The organism is Nocardia callitridis, from assembly GCF_039543305.1.
Lineage (GTDB): Bacteria > Actinomycetota > Actinomycetes > Mycobacteriales > Mycobacteriaceae > Nocardia > Nocardia callitridis.
In genome coordinates this window covers 392,881-418,447 of record NZ_BAABJM010000002.1, presented here as the reverse complement: position 1 = coordinate 418,447, position 25,567 = coordinate 392,881, and the positions used below count along the sequence as shown (strand labels likewise).

Below are 25,567 nucleotides of genomic sequence, written 5' to 3'. Positions count from 1 at the left end.
GAGGCTTTCGGGCATTTTCAGTGCCGGGTCGTCGACGCGCGTGCGCGCCGCCGTGCGGCATCGGGTCGACGATTACGGTACGGACCCGAAAGGAGCGAGTCCGACACAAGGCCGTCGGGGCCGGTAGGCGATGAAGTCGGCCGCGTCGGTCAGGCGGTGATCGGCACCGAATCCGCGGCGAGTGCGGTGAACAGTTCGACGGCACGCTGGACGGCGGGAGTGTGTGCCACGGATTCTCGAACGGCGAGGCCCACGTGGCGAATCGGGGCCGGTGCGGTCAGTGGTCGCGCGCACAAACCCGCAGGCAGATCCACCACCGCCAGCTGCGGCAAGACGGTGATGCCGATACCGGTGGCGACCAGTGGCAGCGCCGTGCGGTAGTCGGGGGCCTGGACCTGGAAGCGCGGTGTGACGCCCGCTTCCGCGCACGCCGCCAACAGGATTCGTCGACACACGCCGTCGCGGCGTTCATTGTCGATCCATGATCGTTGTGCCAGCTCACCGATCGGAACCCCGGAGCGCTGCGCCAACGGATCGTCGTCGCGCAGGATCACGTGATACGGGTCCGACAGCAGGCGACGCACCGAAACGGACCCGGCGGGTTGCTCGGCCGTGTCTTCGATGAAAACCTGGACATCACTGCCGCCGCTGCCGAACTCGTCGAGGTGCAATGCCAAACGCAGCTCGGGAAACTCGCGCCGCAACACGTCGATGAGCGGCGGGAGCCAACTGGCACCGACCGAGGCGACGTAGCCGATCGACAGACTGCCGACGCGGCCAGCGCGCAGGTCGCCGACCAACCCGTCGAGTCGCCCGAGTTCGGCGAACAGTGCCTCCGCCTCGGTGGCGAGGGCTCGTCCGGTGGTCGTCGGCTCGATGCCCCTGCCGACCCGTTCGACCAGCCGCAGCCCGGTCTGGCGCTGGAGGGTGGCGAGTTGCTGGCTTGCCGCCGACGGGGTGTAGCCGAGCGCGGCGGCACTGGCGCGCAGCGATCCCGTGGCGACGATGGTGCGTAAGAGCTGGAGGTGTGAGATGTCGAGCACCGCCTGATTGTACAGCTGTCCTTAACATTTGATGTCGAATAATCGCTTGTGCTGTCTGGTCGGAGTGGAGACGATAGTCGAGTGACCACCGACCTCTCCCCCGCCGAAACCACCCCTCCCACACCGGTTCGCAAGGCCATCGACCTGCCGAGCGCGATCGCCGCGGTGATCACGGTGATCCTGTGGGCCTCCGCATTCGTCGCCATCCGTGACGTCGGCACAACGCTCTCCCCGGCGCCGATGGCCTTGCTGCGCCTCGCGGTCGCGGGGGTGGCGCTGTCGGTGGTCGTCCTGGTGAAAACCAAAGGGAAACCGAGGATTCCACGCGCCAGGACTCCGCTGGTGCTGATCGCCACCTACGCGGTGCTGTGGCTGGCCGGGTACACCGTGGCACTCAACGTCGCGGAACTGCACGTCGACGCGGGCACGGCAGCGCTGTTGGTGACGCTGGCGCCGCTGCTGGTCGCGTTCGCGGCCGGGATCATCTTCCGTGAGGGAATCACGCGCATGCTGATCGTCGGCGGCTTGGTGTCGCTGCTGGGCGTCGCGACGATGACGATCGGTGTCGAAGGGCACCGCAGCGGTTTCGGTGTGCTCATGTGCCTACTCGCGGCGGTGCTGTACGCGGCGGGTGTGCTCGTCCAGAAGGCCGCGCTGCGCCATGTCGACGGACTCACCGCGATCTGGCTGGGGTGCCTCGTCGGTGTGGTGGCACTGTCGCCGTGGGCGCCGCAGCTGATCGGTGAACTGTCCACCGCCCCGGCTCGCACCCTCTTCGACGGCATCTACCTCGGATTGTTCCCCACCGCACTGGGTTTCACCGCATGGTCGTTCGCCCTGCGCCGCACCGACGCGAGTCGGCTCGCCGCGAGCACCTACGCCGTTCCCGCCGTCTCGGTGGTGCTGTCATGGGTGCTGCTCGGTGAGACGCCGACGGGATGGGCCCTGCTGGGTGGCGCCTTCTGCCTTGCCGGAGTGGCGATTTCCCGAGCTCGAGGCAAGACGGCCACCAAGTAACGCCGCGCGCATGTGCCACCAGTATTGGTGGCTTACCCGGTCGACCGGAGCTGGGAAGCTATTGCTCATGTCCCATCGACCTCGAAACCCGAAGCCTCGTCGCACGATTCGCCGACGCCCCACCCTTGTCCTCGCCCTTCTCATGATGTGCGTGCTCGCTGTTTCCGGATGCGGTTCCTCGTCGAGAACCGACTCCATCAAGGTGGGTGACTGCGGTTTCTTCGTCAAGATCAAGGACGCCGGCACCTGGGACATGCAGCATCGCGACTGCGCCGCCCCCGAGGCAGTACTGATCGTGGTGCGTAATTCCGCCACCAACAGGTGCCCCGACAACGACTTCCGGTGGACCTCGCGCCGCAAGAAGAAGACGGTCTACGCCTGCACACAACTCAACGCCCAGGTCGGTGAGTGCGTCAACGACCCCGCCAACACCGGCCAAAACCTCCACCTCCTGCGAAAAGTGCCCTGTTCGACACGGGGCGCCCACCAGGTCAACACGCGAATCGCCCGCGACGACGCGAACGTCTGCCAGCCCGTGAGCAAAAAGTTCACCCGCACAACCGCCATCCACCACCGCAAACAACCGACCTCCTACTGCCTCAATCCCGTCAACACCTGACACCCCGCCCCCACCACATTCGGTTTCGACTCCCGGCATGGGGCGGCGAGCACGCGCCGTCCGCTCCGGCCCGAAGGCAGCTATCGGGCGGCGCGTGCCTCGCCTTGGACGCAGAACTGTGGCCTACTGCGAACGGATGTCGTGGTCGGCATAGACCGACCCGCACCAGCGGCGGCGCGGACGCAGCGAGACCGCACGCGATCGAAGCCAGCACGAACACCGCCGTTCCGGTCTGGGGCGCGCGGCGAGCATCGACTCGATCGCTCACGAACAGTCATCGGTAACAGGGCAGCGAATGCCAGCGTAAAGCCGTGCGCGGATGGGCCGGCAGGAAATCCAGCTTCGCGACCGGGGCTCAGCAGGTTTCGATCCGGCGAAGCCGAGATGGGCCGGCGGGCTCCAGTTTCTCGGATATTTAGGCTAGCCTATCCTGCGAGGGGCGCGGGTCTGGTAAAGCTGGCCCGATTCCGGAGACATCGGCGTACCAAGCTCGAGAGGCGAGAAGACATGACGGTGGAGGCCGCGCCACAGGTGGGGGCGGATACGGGCAATCCTTTGCCCAAATCGGTACAAAAGGCGAACAAGCAGCAGGAAGCCAAGGCGCGCAAAGAAATTCTCGCGCCCGTCGCGACAACACTGAACATCGCGAGCCTCATCATGGCCGTCGCGTCGGTGCTCTCGGTCGTGCCGTTCATCCTGATCGTGCAGTCCTGCCGAGAGATGCTCGCCGAGAACGTGGACACCGATCGCGTGTGGCGGCTGCTGCTGATCGCCGTGCTCGTCCTCGTGGTCCGCGGCCTCTTACAAGCCGCCGCGCTCACCTGGACCCATCTGGTGGACTCCGGATTCCAACTCGCGGTCCGGCGTGCGTTGGCGCAGAAGCTGACCCAGGTTCCGCTCGGCTGGTTCGGCGAGCGCTCCTCGGGTGAGATCAAGAAGTACCTCCAGGACGATGTCGAAGCGCTGCACTATCTGGTCGCGCACGCGCGGCTGGAGTTCGTGGGTGCGCTCGTCGTCCCCCTGGTCACCCTCGGCTACCTGGCGACCGTCGACTGGCGGTTGACGCTGGTACTGCTCATCCCGCTCGTGGTCTACGCGATCTCGTTGAGCAAGATGATGGATCAGACCAGTCGCGACCGATTGGCGGTATACAACCGCTGGGAACGGCAGGTACAGGAGAAGACCATCGAATTCGTCGACGGCATCCAGGTCGTGCGCGCGTTCGGGCAGGCAGGCAAGGCGCACACCGAGTTCCAGGCCGCCGTCGACGGGCAGACCCGCAGTCTGGATCGGTGGAAGACGCCGATGATCCCGCTGCAGTCGTTCACCGACGTGGTGATCTCGCCCGTGTCGGTGATGCTGGTGATCGCGGTGGCTGGCCTGGCCGGTGTCGGCCTCGACTGGATCACCCCGCTGGATGTGCTGCCGTTCTTCCTGGTCGGCCTCGGCCTCGGCGCGTCGCTCCTGGGCCTCGGCTACGGCGGGCAGGCCCTGCGCACCGCGGGCGCGGCGGCGGTGCGGCTGCACGAGCTGCAACAGACCACCGAGCTTGTCACGAATGCGCCCGCAGCCGCGCAGGATTCGACGGAGACCGGCGACGTGCGCGCCGACCCCGACGGTCTGGTGAGATTCAGCGGCGTCACCTTCGGCTACAACGCCGAACGCGAGGTGTTGCGCGGCCTCGATCTCGAGCTCGCACCGGGAACCCTTACCGCACTGGTCGGCCCCAGCGGGTCGGGCAAGTCCACGCTCGCGAAACTCCTTCCACGGTTCTACGACGTCGGATCGGGTCGAATCACCATCGGTGGCCGCGATATCCGCGACTTCAGTACCGAAGAGCTTTATCACACCGTGGGTTTCGTCTTCCAGGATGTTCGGCTGATCCGCGGATCGATCCGTGACAACCTGCGCCTTGCCCGCGAACACGCCACCGACGAGGAACTCGAGCGCGCCGCACGCGCCGCGCAGATCCACGACAGGATCATCGCGATGCCACACGGCTACGACTCGAATATCGGCACGGACGTCAATCTGTCCGGCGGTGAGGCGCAACGCCTTTCGATCGCGCGCGCCCTCTTGGCCGATACCCCCGTGCTGGTCCTGGACGAGGCGACGGCCTTCGCCGACCCCGAATCCGAGGCGGCGGTTCAGGACGCGCTCGCGGTCCTCGTCGCCGAGCGGACCGTCCTGGTGATCGCGCACCGGCTGCACACCATCACCGGCGTCGACCAGATCCTGGTGTTGGACAACGGAGTGCTGGTCGAGCAAGGCACCCACGCGAGCCTGCACGCGGCGGGCGGCACCTACCAGCGGCTCTGGGAAATGAACGAGGCCGCGCTGCACACCGTTTCGCTCGTCGAGAGTGAGGAAGTTCGATGATTCGCAAGGTACTCGGGCTCGTCCCCGCCGAATTCTCTCGACTGATCCCCCGGCTGTTCGCCGCCATCATCGCCTTCTCGCTCAGCCAGGCGGTCGCCTATCTGCTCCTCGTCCCCGTCCTGCAGGCGCTGTTCGACAACGACCTCGGTCTTGCGTGGATCTGGGTGCTGGTGATGGCGGCGACCGTCGCCGTGATGGCCATCTTCGGCTACCTGCAAGCCTCCGTCGGGCTGCGGATCGCGGTCGGCATGCAACGCGGATTGCAGACCAGGATCGGCGACCACCTCAACGCGCTGCCGCTGGGCTGGTTCGAAACCCACGGTGCCGGACCGCTTTCCAGGATCGCCGTGGAGAACATCCGGGAGATCCAGGGCACGATCGCCTATCTGCTCGCCAAGGTACTCAACGGCATCGTCGTGCCGATCGCCGTAGCTGTCGGCATGCTGTTCATCGAATGGCGGGTCGCACTGATCATGCTGATCTCGGCGCCGGTGCTGTTCGGAGTGAACTGGGTGGCCAACCGCTCCTACGCCTCGTCCGACGAAAGCGTGCACGAGGCCGCGGCCGAAGCCGACTCGCGCGTGGTCGAATTCGCCCAGGCCCAACCGGTGCTGCGCGCCTTCGGTGCGGTGGGCTCCGGCAACCGCGCGTTGGAGCGGGCACTGCACCAGCAGCGTGCGGCGAACAAACGGATGGTCTTCATCGCTGTTCCCGGCCTCATCGTGTTCTCACTGGTGGTTCAGGCGCTGTTCCTGCTCCTGGCCTACGCCGTGGTCAGCCGGTTCACCGGCGGCGGCATCTCGCCCGCCGCCGCGATCGCGCTCATCGCGGTGAGCGCCCGATTCATCGAACCGTTGAACCAGACGGCGCAGGTGAGCAACGGGTTGCGTTCGGCAGCGGCGGCGGTCGATCGAGTGACGGGACTATTGGAAGAACCGGTACTCCCGGAAGCCACTGGCGCGGTGACACCCTCGGCCTCCGGTGTCGAATTCGACGCGGTGACTTTCGGTTATCAACCCGAATCCCCCGTGCTGTCGAATCTGACGTTCACGGTGCCCGCTGGCACCACGACGGCGATCGTGGGTCCCAGCGGAGCGGGTAAAACCACGCTGCTGCGCTTGGCTGCGCGCTACTACGACGTCGACTCGGGTCGGGTGATCGTCGGCGGGCACGGCGTGCGCGAGCAACCCACCGAGACGCTGTTGAACCAACTCTCGCTGGTATTCCAGAACGTCTACCTTTTCGATCGGTCGGTCGCGGAGAACATCACGATCGGTCGGCCGGAGGCCACCGAGGCCGAATTCGACCGCGCGGTCGCCGCGGCGCGGGTCGACGAGATCGCCGCGCGTCTGCCCGACGGCGTGGACAGTCCGGTCGGCGAGGGCGGTAGCGCCTTGTCGGGTGGTGAGCGCCAACGTGTTTCGATCGCACGCGCGTTGCTCAAGGACGCGCCCATCGTCCTGCTCGACGAGGCGACGAGCTCCTTGGACCCACACAGCGAGGCGGTCGTGGTGCGCGGTGTGCACGAACTGACCAAGAGCAAGACGGTCATGGTCGTCGCGCATCGCCTCACGACCATCGCGCACGCCGATCAGATCCTCTTCCTCGACGGTGGGCGCATCGTCGAGCGCGGCACGCACACCGAGCTGCTGGCCATGGACGGCCGCTACGCCGACTTCTGGAACGAACGTTCCAGGGCCACCGGATGGCACTTGGCGTCGGCGACGGCACCGGCGTGACCGCCTCGGCGTGGACGCGCGGAACCCGAGTGCGTCCACGCCGAGCGTTCGCCCGATTCGAGCGGATTCGAGCGGATTCAGCACACCGAATCGTAGTTGGTTAGGGTAGCCTACATTTCATGGGTAAAGGCTTTGACGGGCTCATCATGAAGACGTGGCGCGCGGACAACTATCAGCTGACCGCCACATCGGTAGAGACCGTCACCGACAAATACATTCGTATCGGCTTCACCGGGGGCGGACTCCTCGCCGACATCCCGTCGCATCCCACGCAGTGGATTCGACTGTGGATCGATGACGGCACCGGCAAACTACGTCAGCGCGGCTACACGCTGGTCGACCCGGTCCCCGCCGAGGACACCTTCGACATCGAGTTCGCCGTCCACCACGGCCCCGCCTCACTGTGGGCGGCGCAAGCCGAGCCCGGCGACCAACTCGAAGCCAGCATTATCGCGAAAGGCGTTGGCGCGTCCACGTTCGTGGTACCGGACCCGGCACCGTCGGAGTTCGTGATCTTCGGCGACACCGCCTCACTGCCCGCGATCAACTCCCTACTGGACGCACTCGGCGAGATCCCGGCCAGGGTGTGGCTGGAATGGCAGTACGAATCCGACAAAACACTGCCGGTGCGCTCGGGTCCCGCCACCGAGGTCACCTGGCTGCAACGCGTCGACGGGGGCCGATTGATGCGCGAGCAGGCCGAGCAGATCACCTGCGATCCGGGCGGATTCGGCTGGGTCGCGTGCGACGGCGCCACCACGCGATCGATCACCAAGACGCTGAAGACCACGCACGCGTTACCCAAGGAGTCCATCAAGGCGCAGGCCTACTGGAAATAGCCGAAAGCCACCGACCTGCGCGGCGAATCGGCCATGGCCAACCCGAAACAGGTTGAGCATGGCCGATTTTCTGTGACACTCCCCGGAGTGATGCGCGCCGTGTGTACCGCGCAGGGGTCAGGCCAACGCGGCGAGCACCTCGTCGGCGAGTGGCCCGGCGGAGGCAGGGTTCTGGCCGGTGAACAGTCCTCGGTCGACCTCCACGTGCGGACTCCACGCCGTCTCTTCGCGGAAATCGATGTCCAAACGCACCAAACGATCCTGGAGCAACCACTTGGCGTTGTCCGCGAGTCCGGTCGTGCGCTCTTCCGCGTCGGTGAACGCGGTCAGCCGGTAACCGTCGAACGGTGAGCGACCGTCGTCGTCCACCGTGGCCAGCAACGCGGCCGGTGCGTGACAGACCACCGCCAGCGGCCGTCCGGAGGCGAGGGTCTCGAGCAGGACCCGCGCGGAATTCTTGTCGACGGACAGGTCCTCCATCGGACCGTGCCCGCCGGGGTAGAACACGGCGGCGTAGTCGCCGACCGCGACGTCCTCGAGGGGGATCGGCCGCGTCAACTCCTCCGCGTCATCGAGCGCCGACCGCATGTCCGCGGCGCCTTGCTCGCCGCCGTTGAACTCGGGCGCGAGACTGGCCTGGTCGAGCGTCGGCACCACCCCGCCCGGCGTCGCCACCACGATCTCGTATCCGGCGGACTTGAACGCACGGTAGGGCGCGATCACTTCCTCGGCCCAATAGCCGGTGGGGTGTTCGCTCCCATCGGCCAGGGTCCAATGATCGGAACCGGTCACGACGAACAGGATCTTCGACATAGTGCCTCCTCGCTGATTGCCGAATCCGTGACGGCGTACCACTGCGGAGTCGACGCAAACTCGGCCGGTCAGCGTGACGTTTTCGGGGGCGTGGCGGGTTTACCGCACGGTGATCGCAACGGTTTTCCCGTCGTCGCGTTCGGCCTAGATTCGAGCGAGAAGCCGTACGTCCCCGTGTTGGCGAAGGTCGAGGAGGACCGATGACTGCCGTGGCTGCCCCACCCGCCCGTTCGGTGTCGACGCGCCGTGAGTTACCTGTCCTCGACGTGTGCAAGGTCGGCGGCGCGCTCGGCGCCGAGGTCAGGGGCATCACGCTGGGTCAAGAGCTGGACGATCCGACCGCGACCGCGATCCAGGTCGCGCTCGCCGAACATCAGGTGCTGTTCTTCCGCGACCAGCACCACCTGGACCGCAGCACCCAGTGGCAAGCCGCCGCCCGCCTCGGCACCCCCACCCAGCCGCATCCCACCGTGAAGTCTCGTGGCACGGACCTGCTGGAGCTGGAAGGCGCCGCGAACGCGTGGCACTCGGATGTCACGTTCGTCGATCGCGTGCCGAAGGCTTCGCTGCTGCGCGCGGTGACGCTGCCGCCCTACGGCGGGACGACCGTGTGGGCGTCCACCACGGCCGCCTACGACGCGCTGCCCGTGTCGCTGCGGCACCTGGCCGAGGAACTGTGGGCACTGCACACCAACCGGTACGACTACGCCGAACACGGGCGCAGCAGCTACTCCGACAACACCTACTATCAGGAATTCACCAACGAGCAGTTCGAGACCCGCCACCCTGTGGTGCGCTTGCACCCCGAGACGGGGAAGAAGTCGCTGGTGCTCGGTCAATTCGTCAAGACCCTGCTCGATGTCTCGGCGCAGGATTCGCGCGCGCTCATGGAACTGTTCCAGCAGCGCATTATTCGGCTGGAGAACACCGTGCGCTGGGACTGGCGCGATGGTGACGTGGCATTGTGGGACAACCGTGCCACTCAGCACTATGGCGTCGCCGATTTCGGTGAGCACCGTCGTCAGCTGCATCGGGTGACGCTGGCTGGCGATCTTCCGGTATCGGTCGACGGTGAGGTCAGTCAGACCGTTGTCGGCAATCCGGAAAATTACTCCCCGATCGTCGCCGCGCCCACCCTGCCTCTGTAAATCACGCAGCGGCGCATCGACCCCACTCCCGGACCGTTACTCGGTCCGGGAGTTCGCGCATTTATTGCCGTGTGAGCGGTCGGCTATGGCCGGGCGCACGCCGTGACGTGTCGGCCTGTCGCGTGATCGATTGCCCGTCAACGAGGTTCGCGGCAACGACCCCGCAGCGATCGATTCGCGGAAATCGGTCAGATTTCCGCGCCGACGATATCGCCGTGACCTGCAATTATGCCCGTCTCGTCACCGTCAGTGGCCGTCGGTTACAGTTTGATGGCACACCACGATGGGTACTCCGGAGTAACGATGGAGATTTTGAGGTAGACGACCTCGATGTCGAAAATTCAAGAAAATTTGAGGTCTAGAGGGGAGACGGTTTGTCGATTGCAACCCAAGAATCGAAGGCTCGGAACACGGAAAAAGGCTATGTAGCTCTATTGGGTTGGAGCTTGAACGCTGTCGAAGCGGTGGATAGATTCGACAGGCGATATGTCGTCGTTGCCCCCGAATGGGCCGAAGAATATTGCGTCCACCACAACATTCCTTATATCCCATGGAATTTCGAGCGTCTCAACGATCGCTCGATGGAAATCGCCGAGACGCTGAAGGAATTGGGTGTCGACGTCGCCATTCCGATCTTCGAGGAGACGGTCGAATGGGCAGGCGCGATCAACTCCGTCCTGCTCGACAATCCCCGCCTGTTCGGTCAGGCGATGCTACTGCGCGACAAGGCGCTGATGAAACGCCGCGCACAGTTGGGCGGCATCCGCGTCGGTATCTTCGAGGAGGCACACGAGCGCGACGACGTCATCCGCTTCCTCAAGCGGGTCAACCAGACCCTGCTGAAGCTCGACGGCGACCCCAACGACCCCATCCACGTCAAGGCCTTCGACAAGGCCGGCTGCCTCGGTCACCGGGTGATCCGCACACCCGACGAGATCGACACTATCCCCGACGAGGAATTCCCGGTCCTGATGGAATCGCACCTCGACGGCTGGGAATTCGCCGTGGAAGCGTGGATCCACGACGGCAAGATCATGTTCCTCAACATTTCCGAATACGTGACCCTCGGTTACTCCGTATTCGTGCCCGCCACCCCCGAGCTCGAACGCTATCGACCGGAAATCACCCGGCAGGTCGAGAAGCTGATCAAGACATTCGACATCGAATTCGGATTCGTGCATCCCGAATACTTCGTCACCAGCGACGGTGAGATGTATTTCGGCGAGGTCGCCTACCGGCCACCGGGCTTCAAGGTCTTCGAGCTGCTCGAACGCGCCTACGGATTCAATGCCTATCACGCACTCGTGCTCGCATTCGATCCCAAGACCACCGCCGAGGAGATCGAGGCGTTCTTCCCGAAGGAGGTCGTGGACGCGAAGGGGCACGCGGGTTCGTTCGGCGTCTACCCTCGACGCAGAGTGGTCAGTCAAATGTCGGTGCCGGAGGAGACCGAGGACCACGACTACTTCGACGCACACGAGTTGACCTCACCCCTGGAGGAGAAAGTCACCAAACGCACAGCGTTCGGCAACCATTGGGGGCTGTTGTACTTCTTCGGCGACGATCCGTACACTCTCCGGGATCTGCTGAAGCGACAGGAAGAGCTCGACTTCTATATCTGATCCGTTCTCCGACAACGGATCACAGGAGGATCCGGATTTGAGTCCATTCAGCGGCGATGCGGCGGCTACGGCTGCGGCGACAGCGACTCTGGCCAAACGCCTGGAGTCGCTGGACGACGCCACGCGATCGCTCTCGGACGCCAGCGACTTCGGCAAGCAGATCAAACTGCCGAGAGTGCTGGACGCACTGCGGAGGGTGTTGTTGTTGCCCGGCGGCTGCGCTGCGGTGCAGTCGCGGGCAATTCAACTCGAGGCGGCGGGGCTGTTCCTCGGCACCGACTGGGCCAACCCGCAGATTCTCATCCCGACGCTCAGCACCGGGTCACTGCGCAGCCCCCATGCCGAAACCGTCGTGTTGGAAGCGGTGAGCGAACTGCGCTTGCAGGCGGTCGCAGGCGGCGAGTACGTGCATCCGATGATCTCCGCCGAGCAGGCGAATTATCATCTGTCGCAGGTACTGGCGATCAATCTGACGATGCTGTTCATGCCGCCGAGCGAGGCCGAGCGCACGCAGCAGGGACGCATCGCGCAGCTGCCGCGCGCGCTACTACACCACCTCGTCGAGCAGGTGGGCTACGAGAAGGTGCTCGAGCACCTCGTCGATGAGATCTGGCGCATCCTGCGTCAGCGGCCCATCCAGGTGGATCCGGTGAAGCGCATGATCACCCAGATCGCTGTCGCGCGGAGCAACCCGGACATCGATCTCGGTGCCACCGGGCTCGGCGCGGACCGGCTGATCAGCAGTCTCTACGGCACCACCGACGCGTGCAGGGAAGACCCCGGCGTCGAGGTCTATGCCACCCGGCTGGAATCCATGGACGACAGCGCCCTGCAGTACGAGGCGTCGGGTTTCGCGCGATCCATGCACGACACCGGCCTGGTGTCGCCCTATCACGCTGTGCTGCTGCGGTTTCTGCTCGGCAAGGGTGAGTATCTGCTCGCCGAGGCGATGGGTCTGTCGAGTACGGGGCGCGACTGTCTGCTGTGCTACCACGAACTCGTCCGCATCTTGATCGACAAGGCCGTGCACGTCGAGACGGCGCAGTGCATCTACGGATTCGCACTGATGCTGGAACGCGGCATCCTGTATCAGCCACCGGTCGCCCCCGCGCTGTGGCGCCAGATCGCACTGCATCTTTCGGCGGCTTCGGCCGACCGCCTGGCCAATGCCTTCGGTCCGACACCCGAACCGCGCGCGTGGCTGCTGTCCGGGATGCTGTCGATCCTCGGCCTTCCGCTCGGGGTGGGTCAGGGCGACAATCCGACCTGCCAGTCCGCGCGAGCACTCTCGATGTGGGCCTACAACGATCCCGACTACCTGTTGCAGACCTTGGCGTGGGCCGCGCGGGACGACGAGATCGTGATGCACTTCGAAGGCAAGCCCATTTCTTCGCGCGAGAGCCTGTCCGGCGTCGCCACCACCATGCCGAACGATCTGGACCCTGTGTCGTTACTGGTGGTCCCCCACCTCGACCGGATCTACGCGGAGATGGGTCGCGAGTGCATCGGCAGGGAGGGCGATCCGCATCGGTGGATCAATCCCGAATTCCACGGCTGGTGGTCGGGGCGTGGATTCCGGATCAATGTGGATGTGGCGAGCGGGAAACTGATCGACCTCAGCGAGTTCCTCCGCTACTTCTACGCGGGCTATCACCCGTTCTACAACGGCAATCAGCCACTGGTGCATCCGCAGCCCGCCGGTATCGCGGTCACCGACAGTGCGGCGCGTTTCGTCGGCTGGCACGCGATCACCGTCCTGCGGGTCACCCTCGATCCGCAGGAAACGATGCGGGTCTACTTCTACAACCCGAACAATGACAGCGGCCAGGACTGGGGTGACGGCGTAGTCGTCGGCACCGCGGGGCACGGCGAACGGTTCGGCGAGGCGTCACTGCCGTTCGAGCAGTTCGCCTCGCGCTTGTACATCTTCCATTTCGACCCGCTCGAACCCGGCGAGTTGGCCGCTGTCGATTATGAAGAACTGGAACGCGTCGTGGGTTACGTCCATCGCAGCTGGGGTGCCGACCGGCTGCCCGAAGTGGTCACCGACAACGCAGCCCCCTGATCTCCCACCACCAGAAATGCCCTGCGGCGCGACCGAATTCACGGTGCACCGCAGGGCATTCTGCTATCGCCGGCGCGAGTCGCGTCAGTGGACCAACAGCGGCTTGTCCGCGTCGTCGTCGGAATCCTCGGTCTTGGGGGCACGGTTGGGTAGCGACACCGCCGTCACGATGACGATCACCGAAAGCCCGGCGGATACGCCGAACGCCCACCGCATCCCGTCGAGGCTCGCGGTGACCCGGTCGACGCCGTCGGCGATGAGCGCGCTGCTGCGGGTCGACATCACCGTCACCACGAGTGCCGTACCGAGCGCGGCGGCGACCTGCTGCAACGTGCCGAGCATCGAGCTGCCGTGCGAGTACAGGTGTTTCGGGAGCGCACCGAGTCCCAGGGTGAACACGGGGGTGAACGTGGCGGCCAGTGACACCATCAGCAGGATGTGCAGCACGAGCAACACCCAGTACGGCATGGTCGGAGAGATCTGGGTGAAGCCGGCCAGCGCCACCGTCACACCGACCGCGCCAGGAATCACCAGCAGCCGACCGCCGAACCGGTCGAAGAGCCGACCGATCCCCGGCCCGAGCAGCCCCATCGCCAGACCGCCTGGCATCACCAACAATCCGGTGGCCAACGGCGAAAGCCCACGCAGGTTCTGCAGGTACAGCGGAAGCAATAGCATCGAGCCGAGCATGGCGAGGAACGCCACCGCCATCAGCACCAGCGCCTTGGTGTAGGTACCCGCCAGCAGGATGCGCAGATCGAGCAGTGGGGTTCCGGTGCGCTGCAAGCGGATCTGACGTGCGACGAACAGGCCGATCAACGCCGCACCCGCCACGGTGATCAGCGTGGGCTCCATGACATTGGTGGTCTCGAAAGTACTCAGGCCGTAGACGAGCCCGCCGAAGCCGAGCGCCGCGCACAGCACGCTCAGCCAGTCCAACTCGCTGGTCTCGGGCTCGCCGACGTTCTCCAGTCGACGCAGGCCCAGCAGGGTGACGATGCCGGCGATCGGGAGGACCAGCACGAACAGCCACCGCCACGAGGCGACCTGCAACACCAGCCCGGAGATGACCGGGCCCATAGCGGGCGCGACCGAGATGGCCAGCGTGACGTTACCCATCACCTTGCCGCGATCGCGCTCGGCGACCACCGTCATCAAGGTGGTCATCAACAGGGGCATCATCACGGCGGTGCCGCCTGCCTGGACGACCCGGCCGACCAGCAACACGGCGAACGAGGGTGCGATCGCCGAGAGTGCCGTGCCGGCCAGGAACACACCCATCGCGATCGCGTACGCGCGCCGAGTGGTCACTCGTTGCAGGAACCAGCCGGTCACGGGGATGACCGCGGCCATGGTGAGCATGAAGGCTGTCGACACCCATTGCGCGGAACGCTCGGTGACGTGCATGTCCTCCATCAGGCGCGGGATCGCGTTGATCATGATGGTCTCGTTCAGAATCACCACGAAGGTCGCGAACACGAGTAGTCGAATAACCATCGGGGTTCGCCCGCCCGTCGAGCGATCGGTGATGTCGGCGGGCATGGGCGGAACCTCCGGTGTTCGTTGGGGCAGGCAGTCGGTGGGCGGCGGTGAGCCGTCGTCAACTCCTGTCGCGGCGCCACATGAGATGGGACGGGGATGGTTGGCTCAACTCATCGGCCGCCGGTCAGTATTCCTGGGGGGTACGACAGAGATCACCTGATTTTCCCGGATCCCCGGCTACTGCTCGCTCGAAATATCCTGTCCACCAGTGTCTCTCGAACTCGACCGAGATCGCAGTGACGCTTGTCACGTCTTTGATTCGACGTCCTGGTCGTCGCCCAGTCGGCGCGGACCGCCGCGCACCCGAGCCGCGCCGAGGCGAACTAGCGCTGCGTCGACAGGATGGTCACCACACAGGCATTGCCGTCCATTCCTGCCGCGCCGCCACCCATGGTCTCCACCAAGCCGACCCCGTGGCGGGCCACCTGTCGGGCCTGCGCACGGCCGCGCAGCTGCCACGCGATCTCCGCCAGCTGGGCAAGGCCGGTCGCGCCCAGCGGATGCCCACGCGAGAGCAGACCACCGCTGGGGTTCACCGGTTGCGCGCCGTCGCGCGCGGTGTGGCCCGACGGCGCCAGTTCCGCGCCTTTGCCACGTTCGGCCAGGCCGAGCGCCTCCAGGGTGATGATCTCACCGATCGTGAACGCGTCGTGCACCTCGAGCACGTCGATCTCGGCGGGTACGCGACCGGCCTGCGCGAAGGCTTGCTCGGCCGCCCGCGCGACGCTGGCGAATCCCCATACCTCGGTACTGCGGTGGTCCCACAGCGCACCCGACACCATCGCCGAGGACTCGATCCGCAGATCGTCTGCCGCGCCACGGTCGCCGCCGACAATGGCCGCGGCGGCACCGTCGCTGGTCGGGCAACATTGCAGAAAGGTCAGCGGTTCGGCGATCATCCTCGACGCGAGCACCGCATCGATCGTCGGCGCCTCGGACCGCAGTTGCGCGCGCGGGTTGTCCACACCGTTGCGCTTGTTCTTCACCGCTATCGCGGCGAGTTGTTCCGGGCTGACACCGAATTCGTCGATATAACGACGCGCCTGCAGGGCATACAGTCCCGGCAGCGGCAGCGAGGCCGCGCCCTCCGGATCGGTCGCCTCGGGCACGATCGCCCCGGAGAACAGAGTCGACATCTGTTCGACGCCCAGCACCAGCACGCAACCGAATCGTCCGGCTCGCACTGCCTCGACGGCCTCGTGGTAGGCACTCGTGCCGCTGGCACACGCGTTTTCGACCGTCCACATGGGCACCGGGCGGATACCGAGCCCGCGCTGGACGCGCGTCGCGACACCGGGCGGCCCGAAAACGGAACCGACGACGACGGCATCGATCCGGTCGGGGCGAATGCCCGCATCGCGCACGGCTTCGGCGACCGCTTCCCAGGCCAGCGCCTCCACCCTGCGCTCGGGCAACCGTCCATAGGGTGAGGTGCCGACGCCCCACAACATGGGTTGATTCACGCTCCAACCTCCTTGCTCGCGATGAGATCCCCGTCGTCGGTACCCACGACCGCCATCCGGGTACCCGCGGCGAGCACGGTGGGCTCGTCGGTGTGTACCAGCACGCGGGGGCCGTCGTCGAGATCGAGGTAGGCCACCCCGAAGGGCGGGCGACGGGTGCCGACCGCGATCGCCACCACGGTCGAGGACCAGACCGCGCCGGCCCTGGCGAACCGGGCGGCGCCGACCGGCTCATAACAAACCGGGCACCACGGGATCCCCTGCTGCGCACACGCGTACCGGCAGACTGTGCAGCGGGTGCCGAGCACCGCGTCACCGTCCAGCACCGGCCGCGAGTCGGCCACCGCGAGCCCACCCGCCGCCACACCGGCCCTGCGTTTGGTCGGCCGGTCGACACCGAGTTCACCCATCAGTGATCACCTTCCAGCGTCAGTGAGAAGTCGGGCGCGTCGATGTGCAGGTAGGCCGACACCGAGGTTTCCACGAGCTGCCTGATGAATCGCAGCTGTTTGGTCGTCGGCGCGAAGTCGCGCTCGCGTTGCGGGGTCGCGCGCATCACGTCGATGTCGTTCTCCGGCACCAATAGTCGAAGGATCAGCTCGTCGTCGCTGATCGCCGTGCCGAACCGCTCGCGAAGCTGCGCGAGCGTGGGCTGTGGCGGCTCCCAGTTCTCGAAGCTCTTGGCCTTCGGCGAACCCATGATCGTGTCCAGGACATTCTGATCCAGGGGTGCGACGGGCTTGCCGTAGAAGCCGTGCGCGTAGATCATCACCTCGTCGGGCACGACCGAATAGCGCGACCCGGTCACCACGTTCAGCACCGCCTGGGTGCCAACCAGTTGCGAGAACGGCGTCGCCATCACCGGGTAGCCGAGCTCTTCGCGCACCCGCGACATCTCGTCGAGCACCTCTTCGAAGCGGTCGACCATGCCGCGATCGCGCAGTTGCGCCTTGAAGGTGCCCGCCATCCCGCCAGGCAACTGGTGGCGGTACTGGAACAACGCGAATTCGGCGGGTTGGCCGACCGGCAGGTCCTCGTATTCCGCGACGCGCAACAAGTGCTGCTCGACGGCGGCGAAACGGGACTCGTCCAGGTCGACATCGAAACCGGCGTAGCGCAGGTTCGCCACGGTGTTCTCGGTGGAGGGCAACGAAACCCCCGCCGCCAGTGGACGACTGGCGGTGTGCACCCGATCGGCACCCGCGAGTAGGCCCTCCAGGTAGTTCAGTGGCGCGAGCGCGTTGTTGCTGTGGAAATGGATTTCCACCGGCAGCGCGCCCGCGGCGCCCTTGATCGCGGCCACCAGTGTGCGTGTGCGCTCCGGGGTGAGCAGGCCCGCCGCGTCCTCCAGTTCGATGCCGTCGGCGCCTAGCGCGACCAGTTCACGAGTGCGGGAGGCGTAGTACTCGTCGGTGTGGAATGGGCTGTCGGCGTAAAGGATGCACGGCAGCGCCTGGGCACCTTCGGCGTGCACGGTGTTGACCAGTCGACCGATCTTGTCGGTGTTGAACAGGCCGTCGTAGATCCAGAAACTGCCGATGCCGTGTGCGCACAGCCGTTGCACCCACAGGTCCATGACGCTGTCGGCGGTGAGTCCGAAGGTGACGATGCCGTTACTGCGGGTGCCCGCGCGCACGGTGGTGTTCGGCATGGCCTTCGACAGCGAGATCAGCTGTTCCCACGGGTCTTCCTTGCAGTGGCGCACCAGGACTTCGAAGATCGAGCTGCCGACCAGGTCGATGGTGTGGAAGCCGGTGTTGTCGAGTTCGGCGGCCATCGGCAGACCCATGTCCTTGCGCAGCCGCATCCCCCACCAGCTCTGCGGGCCGTCACGCAGGGTCTGATCGATGATGTCGATCTTGCGGCGGCCGCCGCCCTCGGTGCGCGGGGCACAATCCAGGTAACTCATGCGCTCAACTCCAAATACTCGGGTAGTCCTCGGGAAGCGATCCAGTCGGTGGTGACGGTGCCCGCCCGGAAGTCGGGGTGATCGACTGCGACTCGGACGAATTCGGTGATGGTCGCGACACCTTCGACCCGGAGTCGGCCGAGCGCGGCGACCATGCGGTCGGCGGCCGTGGCACGGTCGGGTCCATGGGCGATGACCTTGGCCAGTAACGAGTCGTAGTAGGGCGTGACGACATAGCCGGGCTCGCAGTGGCTGTCGACGCGGATCCCCGCGCCCGTCGGCGGCTGCCACACGGTGACCGTGCCCGGGGTCGGAATGAAATCCTTGGTCGGGTCCTCGGTGGTGACCCGGACCTCGATGGCGTGACCGGAGAGCGCGACGTCGCCCTGGGTGTAGCGCAGCCGCTCCCCCGCCGCACTGCGCAATTGCTCGGCGACCAGGTCGACCCCGGTCACCATCTCGGTCACCGGGTGTTCCACCTGAATGCGCGCGTTGAATTCGAGGAAGGCGTAATCGCCGGTATCGGCGTCGTAGATGAATTCGACCGTTCCCGCGCTGTCGAGCTTCAGTGCCGTGGCGAAAGCGACCCCGCTGTCGCGTATTTCGGTGCGAATCCGCTCGGGCAGATTGGGTGCTGGCGATTCCTCGACAACCTTCTGATGCCGCCGTTGCAGTGTGCAGTCGCGTTCGCCGAGGTGGATCACCGTGCCGTATTTGTCGCCGAGCACCTGCACCTCGATGTGGCGCGCGTGTCGGATGAACCGTTCGACATACAGGCGACCGTCGCCGAACGCCGACTGGGCCTCGGCCGCCGCGGCGGGCCAACGGGCGCGTAACTCGCGCTCGTTGGCCACCACCGACATGCCTCGGCCGCCGCCGCCCGCCGCTGCCTTCACGAGAACGGGGTACCCGAGGTCAGCGGCGGCGCGGGCCGCCGCCGCAGCGGATGCCACTACCGCGGATCCCGACAAGACCGGTATTCCGGCCGAGCGCGCCAATTCTCTCGCGCGCGCCTTGTCGCCCGCTTGCGCCACCGCGTCCGGGCGCGGACCGATGAACACGAGTCCGTGCGCTACACACGCGGCGGCGAATTCCGGGTTCTCCGAGAGGAATCCGTAGCCGGGGTGCACCGCGTCGCAACCGGTGCCGAGTGCGGCGCTGAGTATCGATTCGATGCGCAGGTAGCTTTCGGACGCCGAGGCCGGCCCGATACACACCGCGCGGTCGGCCAGGCGCGCGGCAAGTCCGTTTCGGTCGACCGTCGAGGTCACCACCACGGCCTCGATGCCCAGCGCTTGACACGCCCGTACCACTCGGACCGCGATCTCACCCCGGTTGGCCACCAGCACCCTGCGCAGCGGGGTACTGGTGACCGTGGTCTCCGCGGCGACCGCCGACTCAGCCATCGGTGGGCCTCAGCAAGAACAACGGCTGGTCGTACTCGACCAGCGCGGCGTCGGCGACGAACACCCGCACGATCTCCCCCGGCTGTGGGGCGACCACCGGGTTCATCAACTTCATCACCTCGACGATCCCGAGTTGCTGCGCGTTGTCAACGGTGTCGCCGACCTGAACGAAAGGTGGTTCACCCGGACTCGGCGCGACCCAGAACGAGCCGACGGCGGGCGACCGAATCTCGACACATCCCGCGGCGTCGACCGGCTCGGCGGCGGGCGTGGTCGGTGCGGTCGACTTCGTCGGCGCCGTGGCGGGTCCTTGGGGTGCGGGTGGCAGTGTCCTGGCCGGGGCCGCTTCGGGTGCCGTGGCCGAGCTACCGGAGGCGTCTCTCCCCGCCGCGACCGCCGACGGCGGGCCGTCCTTGCCGACGGTGACCCGGATTCCGTCGACATCGAGTGTCATGGCATTCCACCCGGATTCGTGAAAGCTGCGGAGCAGCTCGCGCAGCTCGCGATGGGTGACCCGCTCGGGTGTACTCATGCCGTCCTCCTCTGATGATCGATGGCGGCCAGCAGTACGGGCAGCCGATACGGTGCGACGATCACTTCCACGCCTGCGTCGAGCGCGGCGCGCACGCCGTCGGGCGCGCAGAACAGCGCGCCGCGAACTGTTTTCGTGCCGGAAGGGATCTCGGGCAACTGCTCGCCCAGTTCTTCGGGCGCGAGCGCGTCGGCGTCGAACACCGGCGCGACGACATCGTCTTCACCCACGCGCACCGGACTGTGCCGTTGTGCCCATTCGGTGAGCAGACGGAGATCGTCGTCGGAACCTTCATCGATGGCCGAGGTGGCTACCGCCCCGGCGTAGACGCGGCCGCTGGTCGCGTCCACGGTCACGACGGTGCCGGTCAGGCGCGCGACGGTGCCGCTGCCGCAGCCCACCACACACGGCGTGTCCAGTGCGCGGCTCACTACGGCGGCGTGCGAGGTCGCGCCGCCTTGCTCGGTGATGACCGCGCCCGCGGCGATCATGCCGTGCACATCGTCAGGGCTGGTGGCTTTGCGCACCAGTACGCAGCCGGGATCGGCCTGCGCGGCCTCCGGGGTGTCGACCACCGTGCCGGTGACAACGCCGGGGCTGGCTCCGACGCCGGTCGCCAGCACCTGCGCGGTATCGGCCGCACCGGTGGCGATTTCGGGGCGCAAGAGAGTCCGCACCTGATCGGGTGTCACGCGGGTGAGCGCTTGCTCGGGCGTGAGTACACCTTCGTCGACCAGTTCCACCGCGATCCGCACCGCGGCCCGTGCGGTGCGCTTGGCCGGGCGCGATTGCAGCAGGAACAGCTCGCCGCGTTGGACGGTGAACTCGATGTCCTGCGCGTCACGGCCCTCGCGGTCGAGTCGTTCGGCCGCGGCGAGCAGTTCGGTGTGCACCGTCGGCCACTGCCGCGCCAAGTGCGACAAGGGTTTGGGGGTCACTCGGCCCGACACCACGTCTTCGCCCTGGCCGCGCGGGAGATACTCGCCGTAGGGTTCGCGGGTGCCGTCGACGGGGTTGCGAGTGAACAGTACGCCCGTACCGGAATCGTCGTCGAGGTTGCCGAACACCATGGCCTGCACCGTGACCGCGGTGCCGAGGTCGTCCTGGATCCCGTAATGCCGGCGATAGGCCAGCGCGCGCCGCGATCTGCTCGACTCGAACACCGCGGCGATCGCCGCCCGCAACTGCTCCCACGGGTCGGCGGGAACCGTTTGCCCGAGGTCCTCGGCGATCGCCGCGCGCACCGCGGCGGTGTCGGGCAGATCCTCCAATTCCTCGGTGCTGCCGAGCACCAACCGTCCGTAGAACCCGGTGAAACGGCGGTGCACCTCGGCGGCGAAGCCCTGGTCGCCCGTCTCGGCGGCGAGCGCAGCCTCCACGACGTCGTTACAACCGAGGTCGAGGATCGTGTCCATCATCCCGGGCATGCTCACCGCAGCCCCGGAACGTACCGAAACCAGCAGTGGCCGTTCATTACCGCCGAAGGTGCGGCCGAGTTCGGTTTCCAGCAGCCCTATTCCGTGAACGAGTTCTTGCGCGAGGCCCTCGGGTAGTCCGCCGGTGGCGAAGTACTCCGCGCACGCCTCGGTGGTGACGACGAATGCGGGCGGAACATGTAACCCGAGCGACCGCATCCGCCACAGGCTCCACGCCTTGCCGCCCACCAGGTCTCGATTCGGTTCGGACTGCGCGGTGTCGGGAAAGACCAACCACCGTGCTCCCATCGCCGTGCTCATTCCGGTCGCTCCCGTCCGGTCAGCCGCAGTAGGTGCTCGTGCAGCTGGAACCACACGGTGTGCACCGAATCCACCCGAACCCCGCTCACATAGTCGATCTCGCCGCCTTCCACCCGGGTGAGCGCGGCGGCGATCCGATCGAGAAATCGTCCGACCAGCGCGTCCACCTCGACGAGCGGACGCAGCACCCGCTGGGTCTTGTCGAGCACCCGACCGAGCTTGTCGATGATCGCGGCGTCGTATTCGGCGTCGCCGTGGTCGTTGCTCACTCGTTCGCCGTTGACCTCGACGGTCTGCCAATCGGTGGTGAGCGCCAGAATCTGTTTGTTCACACCGGTTTCGAAAGAATCCATCGCCGCGTCGACCGCGGCGTCGGAGCGCACAGCGGCGAAGGCGCTCGGATAGACGGTGTCGAGGAAGCCGCGTCCGGCGGGCGTGATCATGAAGTTGCCGCGCGCGGCAATGACGTTGCCGTCGGCCACGGCCTTCGCCAGCGCCGTCTCGGTGTCGGCGACCTGGTTCGCGTTGATCTCGGCGAGCTGCGCGGCGGAACCGAGCTGGCGCAGCGTGAGAGTGTGCACGGTGAGTGCGTAGGGGTCGAGCATCGCTGTCCTTTCGAGCGTTGCGGTGCGGGGAGCATGCGAGTACGCGGCGCTCACTCCGGTGTGGCGGCGGCGGCCATGCGGTCGCGTACCTCGCGGCGCAGCGACTTGCCGACCGCGCTCTTGGGCAGGTCGGTCCAGATCTCCACGGTGCGTGGACGTTTGAACCCGGCGAGGCGGTCGGCGCAGAAATCGACAATCTCCTGCGCGGCCACCGTGCTGCGGGTGACTACCGCGGCGGCGACACGCTCGCCCCACTTCTGGTCGGGCAGTCCGACCACAGCCGCCTCCAGCACGGCCGGATGGGTGAGCAGCGCGTCCTCGACCTCACGCGGGTAGACATTGAATCCGCCGCTGATGATCACATCGTTGCGGCGATCGAGCAGATGCAGGTAACCCTCGTCGTCCCAGCGTCCGATGTCGCCGGTGTGCAACCAGCCGTCGGATTCCAGGGTCTGCGCGGTGGCGTCCGGTCGCCGCCAGTACCGCTGCATGGTGTGCGGCCCCCTGGTGAGCACTTCGCCGACCTCGCCGGCGCCCAACGCTTTCCCCGCTTCGTCGCGTATCTCCACCTCGACGAAGGTGTAGGGCTTGCCCGCGGCGGTCAGGCGTTGCGGGGTGTGCTCCCACGGTTGCAGGCAGGTGATCGCCAACGGCGCCTCGGCCTGTCCGTAAAGCTGCGCGAACACCGGCCCGAGCAGATCGATCCCCCGTTGCAGCACGTTGGCGGCGATCGGCGCCCCGCCGTAACACAGTCGCTCCAGCGACAGCGCCGACAGTTCGGCACCGTCGCGTTCCTCCAGCAGCATCGCGATCATCGTCGGGACCATGAATGTTGTTGTCGCGCCATAGGTTCGCGCGGATTCGACGAACCCCGCCGTGCTGAACTTCGACAGGATGACATTCGGCGCTCCCTTCACCAGATGCGGCAGGAAGAACGCACCGCTGCCATGGGTGATCGGCGCCGCATGCAGCATCACCGACTCCGGGCGCAGGTTCGGCAACAGATCGGCGAGGAAGTTCGCCACCTCCGCCAGCTCGTTGCCGGTGCTGAGTTCCACCGCCTTCGGCTTGCCCGTGGTGCCACCGGTGTAGGCCAGCCGTAACGGATCGTCGCGGTGCCGACGCACATCACAGACTTCGCCGGACCCGGTGTCGAGCAAGCCCGGCAGCTCCTCGGCCGCGATCATCAGTTCGACTTCGGCGGGCGGCGTCCCCGCGTACACCAGCGCGCAGGCCTGCGAGTCCGCGATCTTGTAGGCGTGTTCGTGCGCCGTCTCGCGGACATTGAGCGGCACGCGCACCAACCCCGCCTTGGCTAGCGCGTAATACACGACGACGCCATCGATCCCGTTGGGCATCAGCACCGCCACCCGCTCGCCCGGTTCGAGCCCACGGGCGAGCAACGCGTTGCCGAGCCGGTCGGTCAGCGCATCGAATTCCGCGAAGCTCACCACTCGTGCACCGTCGATCAGCGCGGGTGCCGCACCGAATTGGCGTCCGGCCCTGCGGATCAGGTCACCGATCTGCATCGCTGGAGTCCTCCGCGAGCCGGGTGAGATCAGCGCGACGCAGCCCCGCCCCTCGGTCGGCGAGGTTGCGCGAACCGCGCTGAGTGAGCCGGTAGAGCTCGTCGGCCTCGGCGCGGGGGTAGTTCCACTTCACCCATTCCTCGTCGCGGTAGCGGCGCGCACCCGTGAGCACCTCGGGGGTGAAACCGCGTGCACGGTCGTTGTATTCGGCGATCTCGAGGCGACCGGCGCTGGTGGTCCACCGCCCGCTCTTGGGCGGCAGACTGCTCGAACCCGACAGCTGGTCACCGACCGTCGGCGCGAACCGATCGTCGGTCAGCACCGAGTACGGGATGCCACTGAGCATGTTCTGATTGAGTCCCGAGTAACGCGCCATCGCGTACTCGTTGGTCTTCTGATGCGGAAAACCCAGTAACCCCACCATTTCCGCGAGATTGTCTCGGCCGTACTCGTCGTTCATCAGCGGCTTGAACCGCTGCGCGCGCTCGTCGAGCTGCAACCAGTCGTCCTGACGGTAGGTCCCGGCCAGGTGCGCGAAATCCTTGGCCACCGAGGAATACACCAGCGCACCGGCGTCGATCATCTGCTCACGCGACCAACTCGCGATCCGCTTCCACAGATCCGCCGTCGCCTCGTTGAGGATGCGCCGGTAGCGCTCCATGGTCTCGGCGAGTGTGCTCGCGTTCTCCATGCCCACCTGCACGTAGCCGTCGGTCAGCGCATCGCTGGTGTACATGCCGACGGCGACGATGTTGTCGGCGTGATAACTCGGCTCCGCCTCGAACGACGCCCAGTCGTCCATCAGATGGAAGTTGGTGTCCTTCAATACGATCGGAATCGTCAGGTTGTTCACCGTCAGCTGGGTGGCGATGCCGTCCAGCCAGGGGTAATCACCCTCGGTGAGATCGAAGAAGTCGCGCACGATCAGCTGGCGGTTGTCACCGAACCGGTAGGGGCCGCTGTTGTGCAGGCCGATGCGGCACTCGCAATGCGCGAGAAAGGCGTACTGCGACAGCTGCGCCATCAGCTTTGTCGCCGCGGTGTGCAAGCGGTCGCCCGGCGTGACACCGTGCAGATCGCTCTCGAACACCTGAAGCGTGCGTTCGGGCAGGAACTGGCCACGATCGCCGAATTCCTTGTTGGTGATGTGTCCGTCGTTGCGGTGATAGGACAGGTTGAATCTGCGGGAGAAGTCCAGCACGTCGACCACGTCCTCGACGGCGTCATCCGGGCGCAGCAGCCCCCAATTCATCAGCATCTCGCGTCCGATCAGGTAGAACGCGGGCATTCCCCACGCCGCGTTCACCGTGTCCACCTTCAAGCTCACCTCGCGGGCACGATCTCCCAGTTCCTCGGCGGGTGTGGCCGCATCGATCTCGCGAAGCAGTGTCGGCAGCCGATAAAACGAGTTGAGATAGCTCAGCAACATGTACGGGTTCATCGGGAACAACTTGGATTCCTGCACGGTGCGCGTGATGCACAACCAGTAGGTGGTGTCCGACAGGGTGCGCAGGTAGTTGTTGGTTTCCAGCAGGGAGCGGTAGTTCAATGTCGCCATGAG

At 66.2% G+C, this 25,567-nt stretch carries 20 protein-coding genes; 8 read left to right on the top strand and 12 right to left on the bottom strand.

Annotated features, from left to right (window positions below; translation table 11 throughout):
• Nucleotides 1-149 precede the first annotated feature (149 nt).
• Nucleotides 150-1,043 (bottom strand): LysR family transcriptional regulator, encoded by an 894-nt coding sequence (locus tag ABEA50_RS10670; protein ID WP_345495100.1) that lies wholly within the window; start codon nucleotides 1,041-1,043, stop codon nucleotides 150-152.
• A gap of 81 nt (nucleotides 1,044-1,124) precedes the next feature.
• On the opposite strand from ABEA50_RS10670, the gene ABEA50_RS10665 reads away from it, so the two are divergent.
• The 5 genes from ABEA50_RS10665 to ABEA50_RS10645 all read left to right on the top strand — a co-directional run bounded on the left by ABEA50_RS10665 (nucleotide 1,125) and on the right by ABEA50_RS10645 (nucleotide 7,636).
• Nucleotides 1,125-2,060: a DMT family transporter gene (locus ABEA50_RS10665; RefSeq protein WP_345495099.1), complete on the top strand. Its 936-nt coding sequence runs from the start codon at nucleotides 1,125-1,127 to the stop codon at nucleotides 2,058-2,060.
• 151 nt (nucleotides 2,061-2,211) lie between these two features.
• On the top strand, nucleotides 2,212-2,679 hold the full coding sequence (locus ABEA50_RS10660; RefSeq protein ID WP_345495097.1) for a hypothetical protein: 468 nt from the start codon (nucleotides 2,212-2,214) through the stop codon (nucleotides 2,677-2,679).
• Between the two features lie 507 nt (nucleotides 2,680-3,186).
• The gene (locus tag ABEA50_RS10655; RefSeq protein ID WP_345495096.1) at nucleotides 3,187-5,058 is read left to right on the top strand and encodes an ABC transporter ATP-binding protein; all 1,872 of its coding nucleotides are present in this window, start codon (nucleotides 3,187-3,189) and stop codon (nucleotides 5,056-5,058) included.
• A complete protein-coding gene (locus ABEA50_RS10650; protein ID WP_345495095.1) occupies nucleotides 5,055-6,797 on the top strand; it encodes an ABC transporter ATP-binding protein in 1,743 nt (580 codons plus the stop codon). Before ABEA50_RS10655 ends, ABEA50_RS10650 begins: the two co-directional genes overlap by 4 nt.
• Nucleotides 6,798-6,916: 119 nt before the next feature.
• The gene (locus tag ABEA50_RS10645; RefSeq protein WP_345495094.1) at nucleotides 6,917-7,636 is read left to right on the top strand and encodes a siderophore-interacting protein; all 720 of its coding nucleotides are present in this window, start codon (nucleotides 6,917-6,919) and stop codon (nucleotides 7,634-7,636) included.
• A gap of 117 nt (nucleotides 7,637-7,753) precedes the next feature.
• On the opposite strand, the gene ABEA50_RS10640 is transcribed toward ABEA50_RS10645, so the two are convergent.
• Nucleotides 7,754-8,449, bottom strand: coding sequence for a type 1 glutamine amidotransferase domain-containing protein (locus ABEA50_RS10640; protein ID WP_345495093.1), 696 nt, complete (start codon nucleotides 8,447-8,449; stop codon nucleotides 7,754-7,756).
• A gap of 200 nt (nucleotides 8,450-8,649) precedes the next feature.
• Between ABEA50_RS10640 and ABEA50_RS10635 the strand changes: the two genes are divergently transcribed.
• From ABEA50_RS10635 to ABEA50_RS10625, 3 genes are all read left to right on the top strand, one after another.
• Entirely contained in the window at nucleotides 8,650-9,597 is a 948-nt protein-coding gene (locus ABEA50_RS10635) for a TauD/TfdA dioxygenase family protein (RefSeq protein WP_345495092.1), read from the top strand.
• A 581-nt stretch (nucleotides 9,598-10,178) separates the two neighbouring features.
• Nucleotides 10,179-11,219, top strand: coding sequence for an ATP-grasp domain-containing protein (locus tag ABEA50_RS10630; RefSeq protein ID WP_345495091.1), 1,041 nt, complete (start codon nucleotides 10,179-10,181; stop codon nucleotides 11,217-11,219).
• A gap of 37 nt (nucleotides 11,220-11,256) precedes the next feature.
• Nucleotides 11,257-13,284, top strand: a complete 2,028-nt coding sequence (locus ABEA50_RS10625) for a hypothetical protein (RefSeq protein ID WP_345495090.1) — start codon at nucleotides 11,257-11,259, stop codon at nucleotides 13,282-13,284.
• A gap of 84 nt (nucleotides 13,285-13,368) precedes the next feature.
• Here the strand turns inward: ABEA50_RS10625 and ABEA50_RS10620 are convergent, their stop codons facing one another.
• The 10 genes from ABEA50_RS10620 to ABEA50_RS10575 all read right to left on the bottom strand — a co-directional run bounded on the left by ABEA50_RS10620 (nucleotide 13,369) and on the right by ABEA50_RS10575 (nucleotide 25,564).
• Entirely contained in the window at nucleotides 13,369-14,826 is a 1,458-nt protein-coding gene (locus ABEA50_RS10620; protein ID WP_345495089.1) for an MDR family MFS transporter, read from the bottom strand.
• Nucleotides 14,827-15,149: 323 nt separating this feature from the next.
• A complete protein-coding gene (locus ABEA50_RS10615) occupies nucleotides 15,150-16,289 on the bottom strand; it encodes a thiolase family protein (RefSeq protein WP_345495088.1) in 1,140 nt (379 codons plus the stop codon).
• Nucleotides 16,286-16,699 carry an OB-fold domain-containing protein gene (locus ABEA50_RS10610; RefSeq protein WP_345495087.1) on the bottom strand — a complete coding sequence of 138 codons (414 nt, stop codon included), beginning with the start codon at nucleotides 16,697-16,699 and terminating at the stop codon, nucleotides 16,286-16,288. The genes ABEA50_RS10615 and ABEA50_RS10610 overlap by 4 nt, the downstream gene beginning before the upstream one ends.
• On the bottom strand, nucleotides 16,699-18,198 hold the full coding sequence (locus ABEA50_RS10605; protein WP_345495086.1) for a carboxyltransferase: 1,500 nt from the start codon (nucleotides 18,196-18,198) through the stop codon (nucleotides 16,699-16,701). The genes ABEA50_RS10610 and ABEA50_RS10605 overlap by 1 nt, the downstream gene beginning before the upstream one ends.
• On the bottom strand, nucleotides 18,195-19,604 hold the full coding sequence (locus tag ABEA50_RS10600; protein WP_345495085.1) for an acetyl-CoA carboxylase biotin carboxylase subunit: 1,410 nt from the start codon (nucleotides 19,602-19,604) through the stop codon (nucleotides 18,195-18,197). The genes ABEA50_RS10605 and ABEA50_RS10600 overlap by 4 nt, the downstream gene beginning before the upstream one ends.
• The gene (locus tag ABEA50_RS10595; RefSeq protein WP_345495084.1) at nucleotides 19,597-20,136 is read right to left on the bottom strand and encodes an acetyl-CoA carboxylase biotin carboxyl carrier protein; all 540 of its coding nucleotides are present in this window, start codon (nucleotides 20,134-20,136) and stop codon (nucleotides 19,597-19,599) included. The genes ABEA50_RS10600 and ABEA50_RS10595 overlap by 8 nt, the downstream gene beginning before the upstream one ends.
• Complete coding sequence (locus ABEA50_RS10590; protein WP_345495083.1) at nucleotides 20,133-21,872, bottom strand: pyruvate, phosphate dikinase; 1,740 nt, start codon at nucleotides 21,870-21,872, stop codon at nucleotides 20,133-20,135. The genes ABEA50_RS10595 and ABEA50_RS10590 overlap by 4 nt, the downstream gene beginning before the upstream one ends.
• Nucleotides 21,869-22,477 carry a hypothetical protein gene (locus ABEA50_RS10585; protein ID WP_345495082.1) on the bottom strand — a complete coding sequence of 203 codons (609 nt, stop codon included), beginning with the start codon at nucleotides 22,475-22,477 and terminating at the stop codon, nucleotides 21,869-21,871. The genes ABEA50_RS10590 and ABEA50_RS10585 overlap by 4 nt, the downstream gene beginning before the upstream one ends.
• A 50-nt stretch (nucleotides 22,478-22,527) precedes the next feature.
• Nucleotides 22,528-24,006 (bottom strand): class I adenylate-forming enzyme family protein, encoded by a 1,479-nt coding sequence (locus ABEA50_RS10580; protein ID WP_345495080.1) that lies wholly within the window; start codon nucleotides 24,004-24,006, stop codon nucleotides 22,528-22,530.
• Complete coding sequence (locus ABEA50_RS10575; RefSeq protein WP_345495079.1) at nucleotides 23,993-25,564, bottom strand: hypothetical protein; 1,572 nt, start codon at nucleotides 25,562-25,564, stop codon at nucleotides 23,993-23,995. Before ABEA50_RS10575 ends, ABEA50_RS10580 begins: the two co-directional genes overlap by 14 nt.
• Between the last annotated feature and the right edge of the window lie 3 nt (nucleotides 25,565-25,567).

What these genes read in the sequence shown, in the direction of transcription:
- ABEA50_RS10655 (WP_345495096.1), top strand. Translation starts at nt 3,187, where the DNA reads ATGACGGTGGAGGCCGCGCCACAGGTGGGGGCGGATACGGGCAATCCT.
- ABEA50_RS10650 (WP_345495095.1), top strand. Translation starts at nt 5,055, where the DNA reads ATGATTCGCAAGGTACTCGGGCTCGTCCCCGCCGAATTCTCTCGACTG.
- ABEA50_RS10645 (WP_345495094.1), top strand. Translation starts at nt 6,917, where the DNA reads ATGGGTAAAGGCTTTGACGGGCTCATCATGAAGACGTGGCGCGCGGAC.
- ABEA50_RS10640 (WP_345495093.1), bottom strand. Translation starts at nt 8,449, where the DNA reads ATGTCGAAGATCCTGTTCGTCGTGACCGGTTCCGATCATTGGACCCTG.
- ABEA50_RS10635 (WP_345495092.1), top strand. Translation starts at nt 8,650, where the DNA reads ATGACTGCCGTGGCTGCCCCACCCGCCCGTTCGGTGTCGACGCGCCGT.
- ABEA50_RS10630 (WP_345495091.1), top strand. Translation starts at nt 10,179, where the DNA reads ATGGAAATCGCCGAGACGCTGAAGGAATTGGGTGTCGACGTCGCCATT.
- ABEA50_RS10620 (WP_345495089.1), bottom strand. Translation starts at nt 14,826, where the DNA reads ATGCCCGCCGACATCACCGATCGCTCGACGGGCGGGCGAACCCCGATG.
- ABEA50_RS10610 (WP_345495087.1), bottom strand. Translation starts at nt 16,699, where the DNA reads ATGGGTGAACTCGGTGTCGACCGGCCGACCAAACGCAGGGCCGGTGTG.
- ABEA50_RS10605 (WP_345495086.1), bottom strand. Translation starts at nt 18,198, where the DNA reads ATGAGTTACCTGGATTGTGCCCCGCGCACCGAGGGCGGCGGCCGCCGC.
- ABEA50_RS10600 (WP_345495085.1), bottom strand. Translation starts at nt 19,604, where the DNA reads ATGGCTGAGTCGGCGGTCGCCGCGGAGACCACGGTCACCAGTACCCCG.
- ABEA50_RS10595 (WP_345495084.1), bottom strand. Translation starts at nt 20,136, where the DNA reads ATGAGTACACCCGAGCGGGTCACCCATCGCGAGCTGCGCGAGCTGCTC.
- ABEA50_RS10590 (WP_345495083.1), bottom strand. Translation starts at nt 21,872, where the DNA reads ATGAGCACGGCGATGGGAGCACGGTGGTTGGTCTTTCCCGACACCGCG.
- ABEA50_RS10585 (WP_345495082.1), bottom strand. Translation starts at nt 22,477, where the DNA reads ATGCTCGACCCCTACGCACTCACCGTGCACACTCTCACGCTGCGCCAG.
- ABEA50_RS10580 (WP_345495080.1), bottom strand. Translation starts at nt 24,006, where the DNA reads ATGCAGATCGGTGACCTGATCCGCAGGGCCGGACGCCAATTCGGTGCG.
- ABEA50_RS10575 (WP_345495079.1), bottom strand. Translation starts at nt 25,564, where the DNA reads ATGGCGACATTGAACTACCGCTCCCTGCTGGAAACCAACAACTACCTG.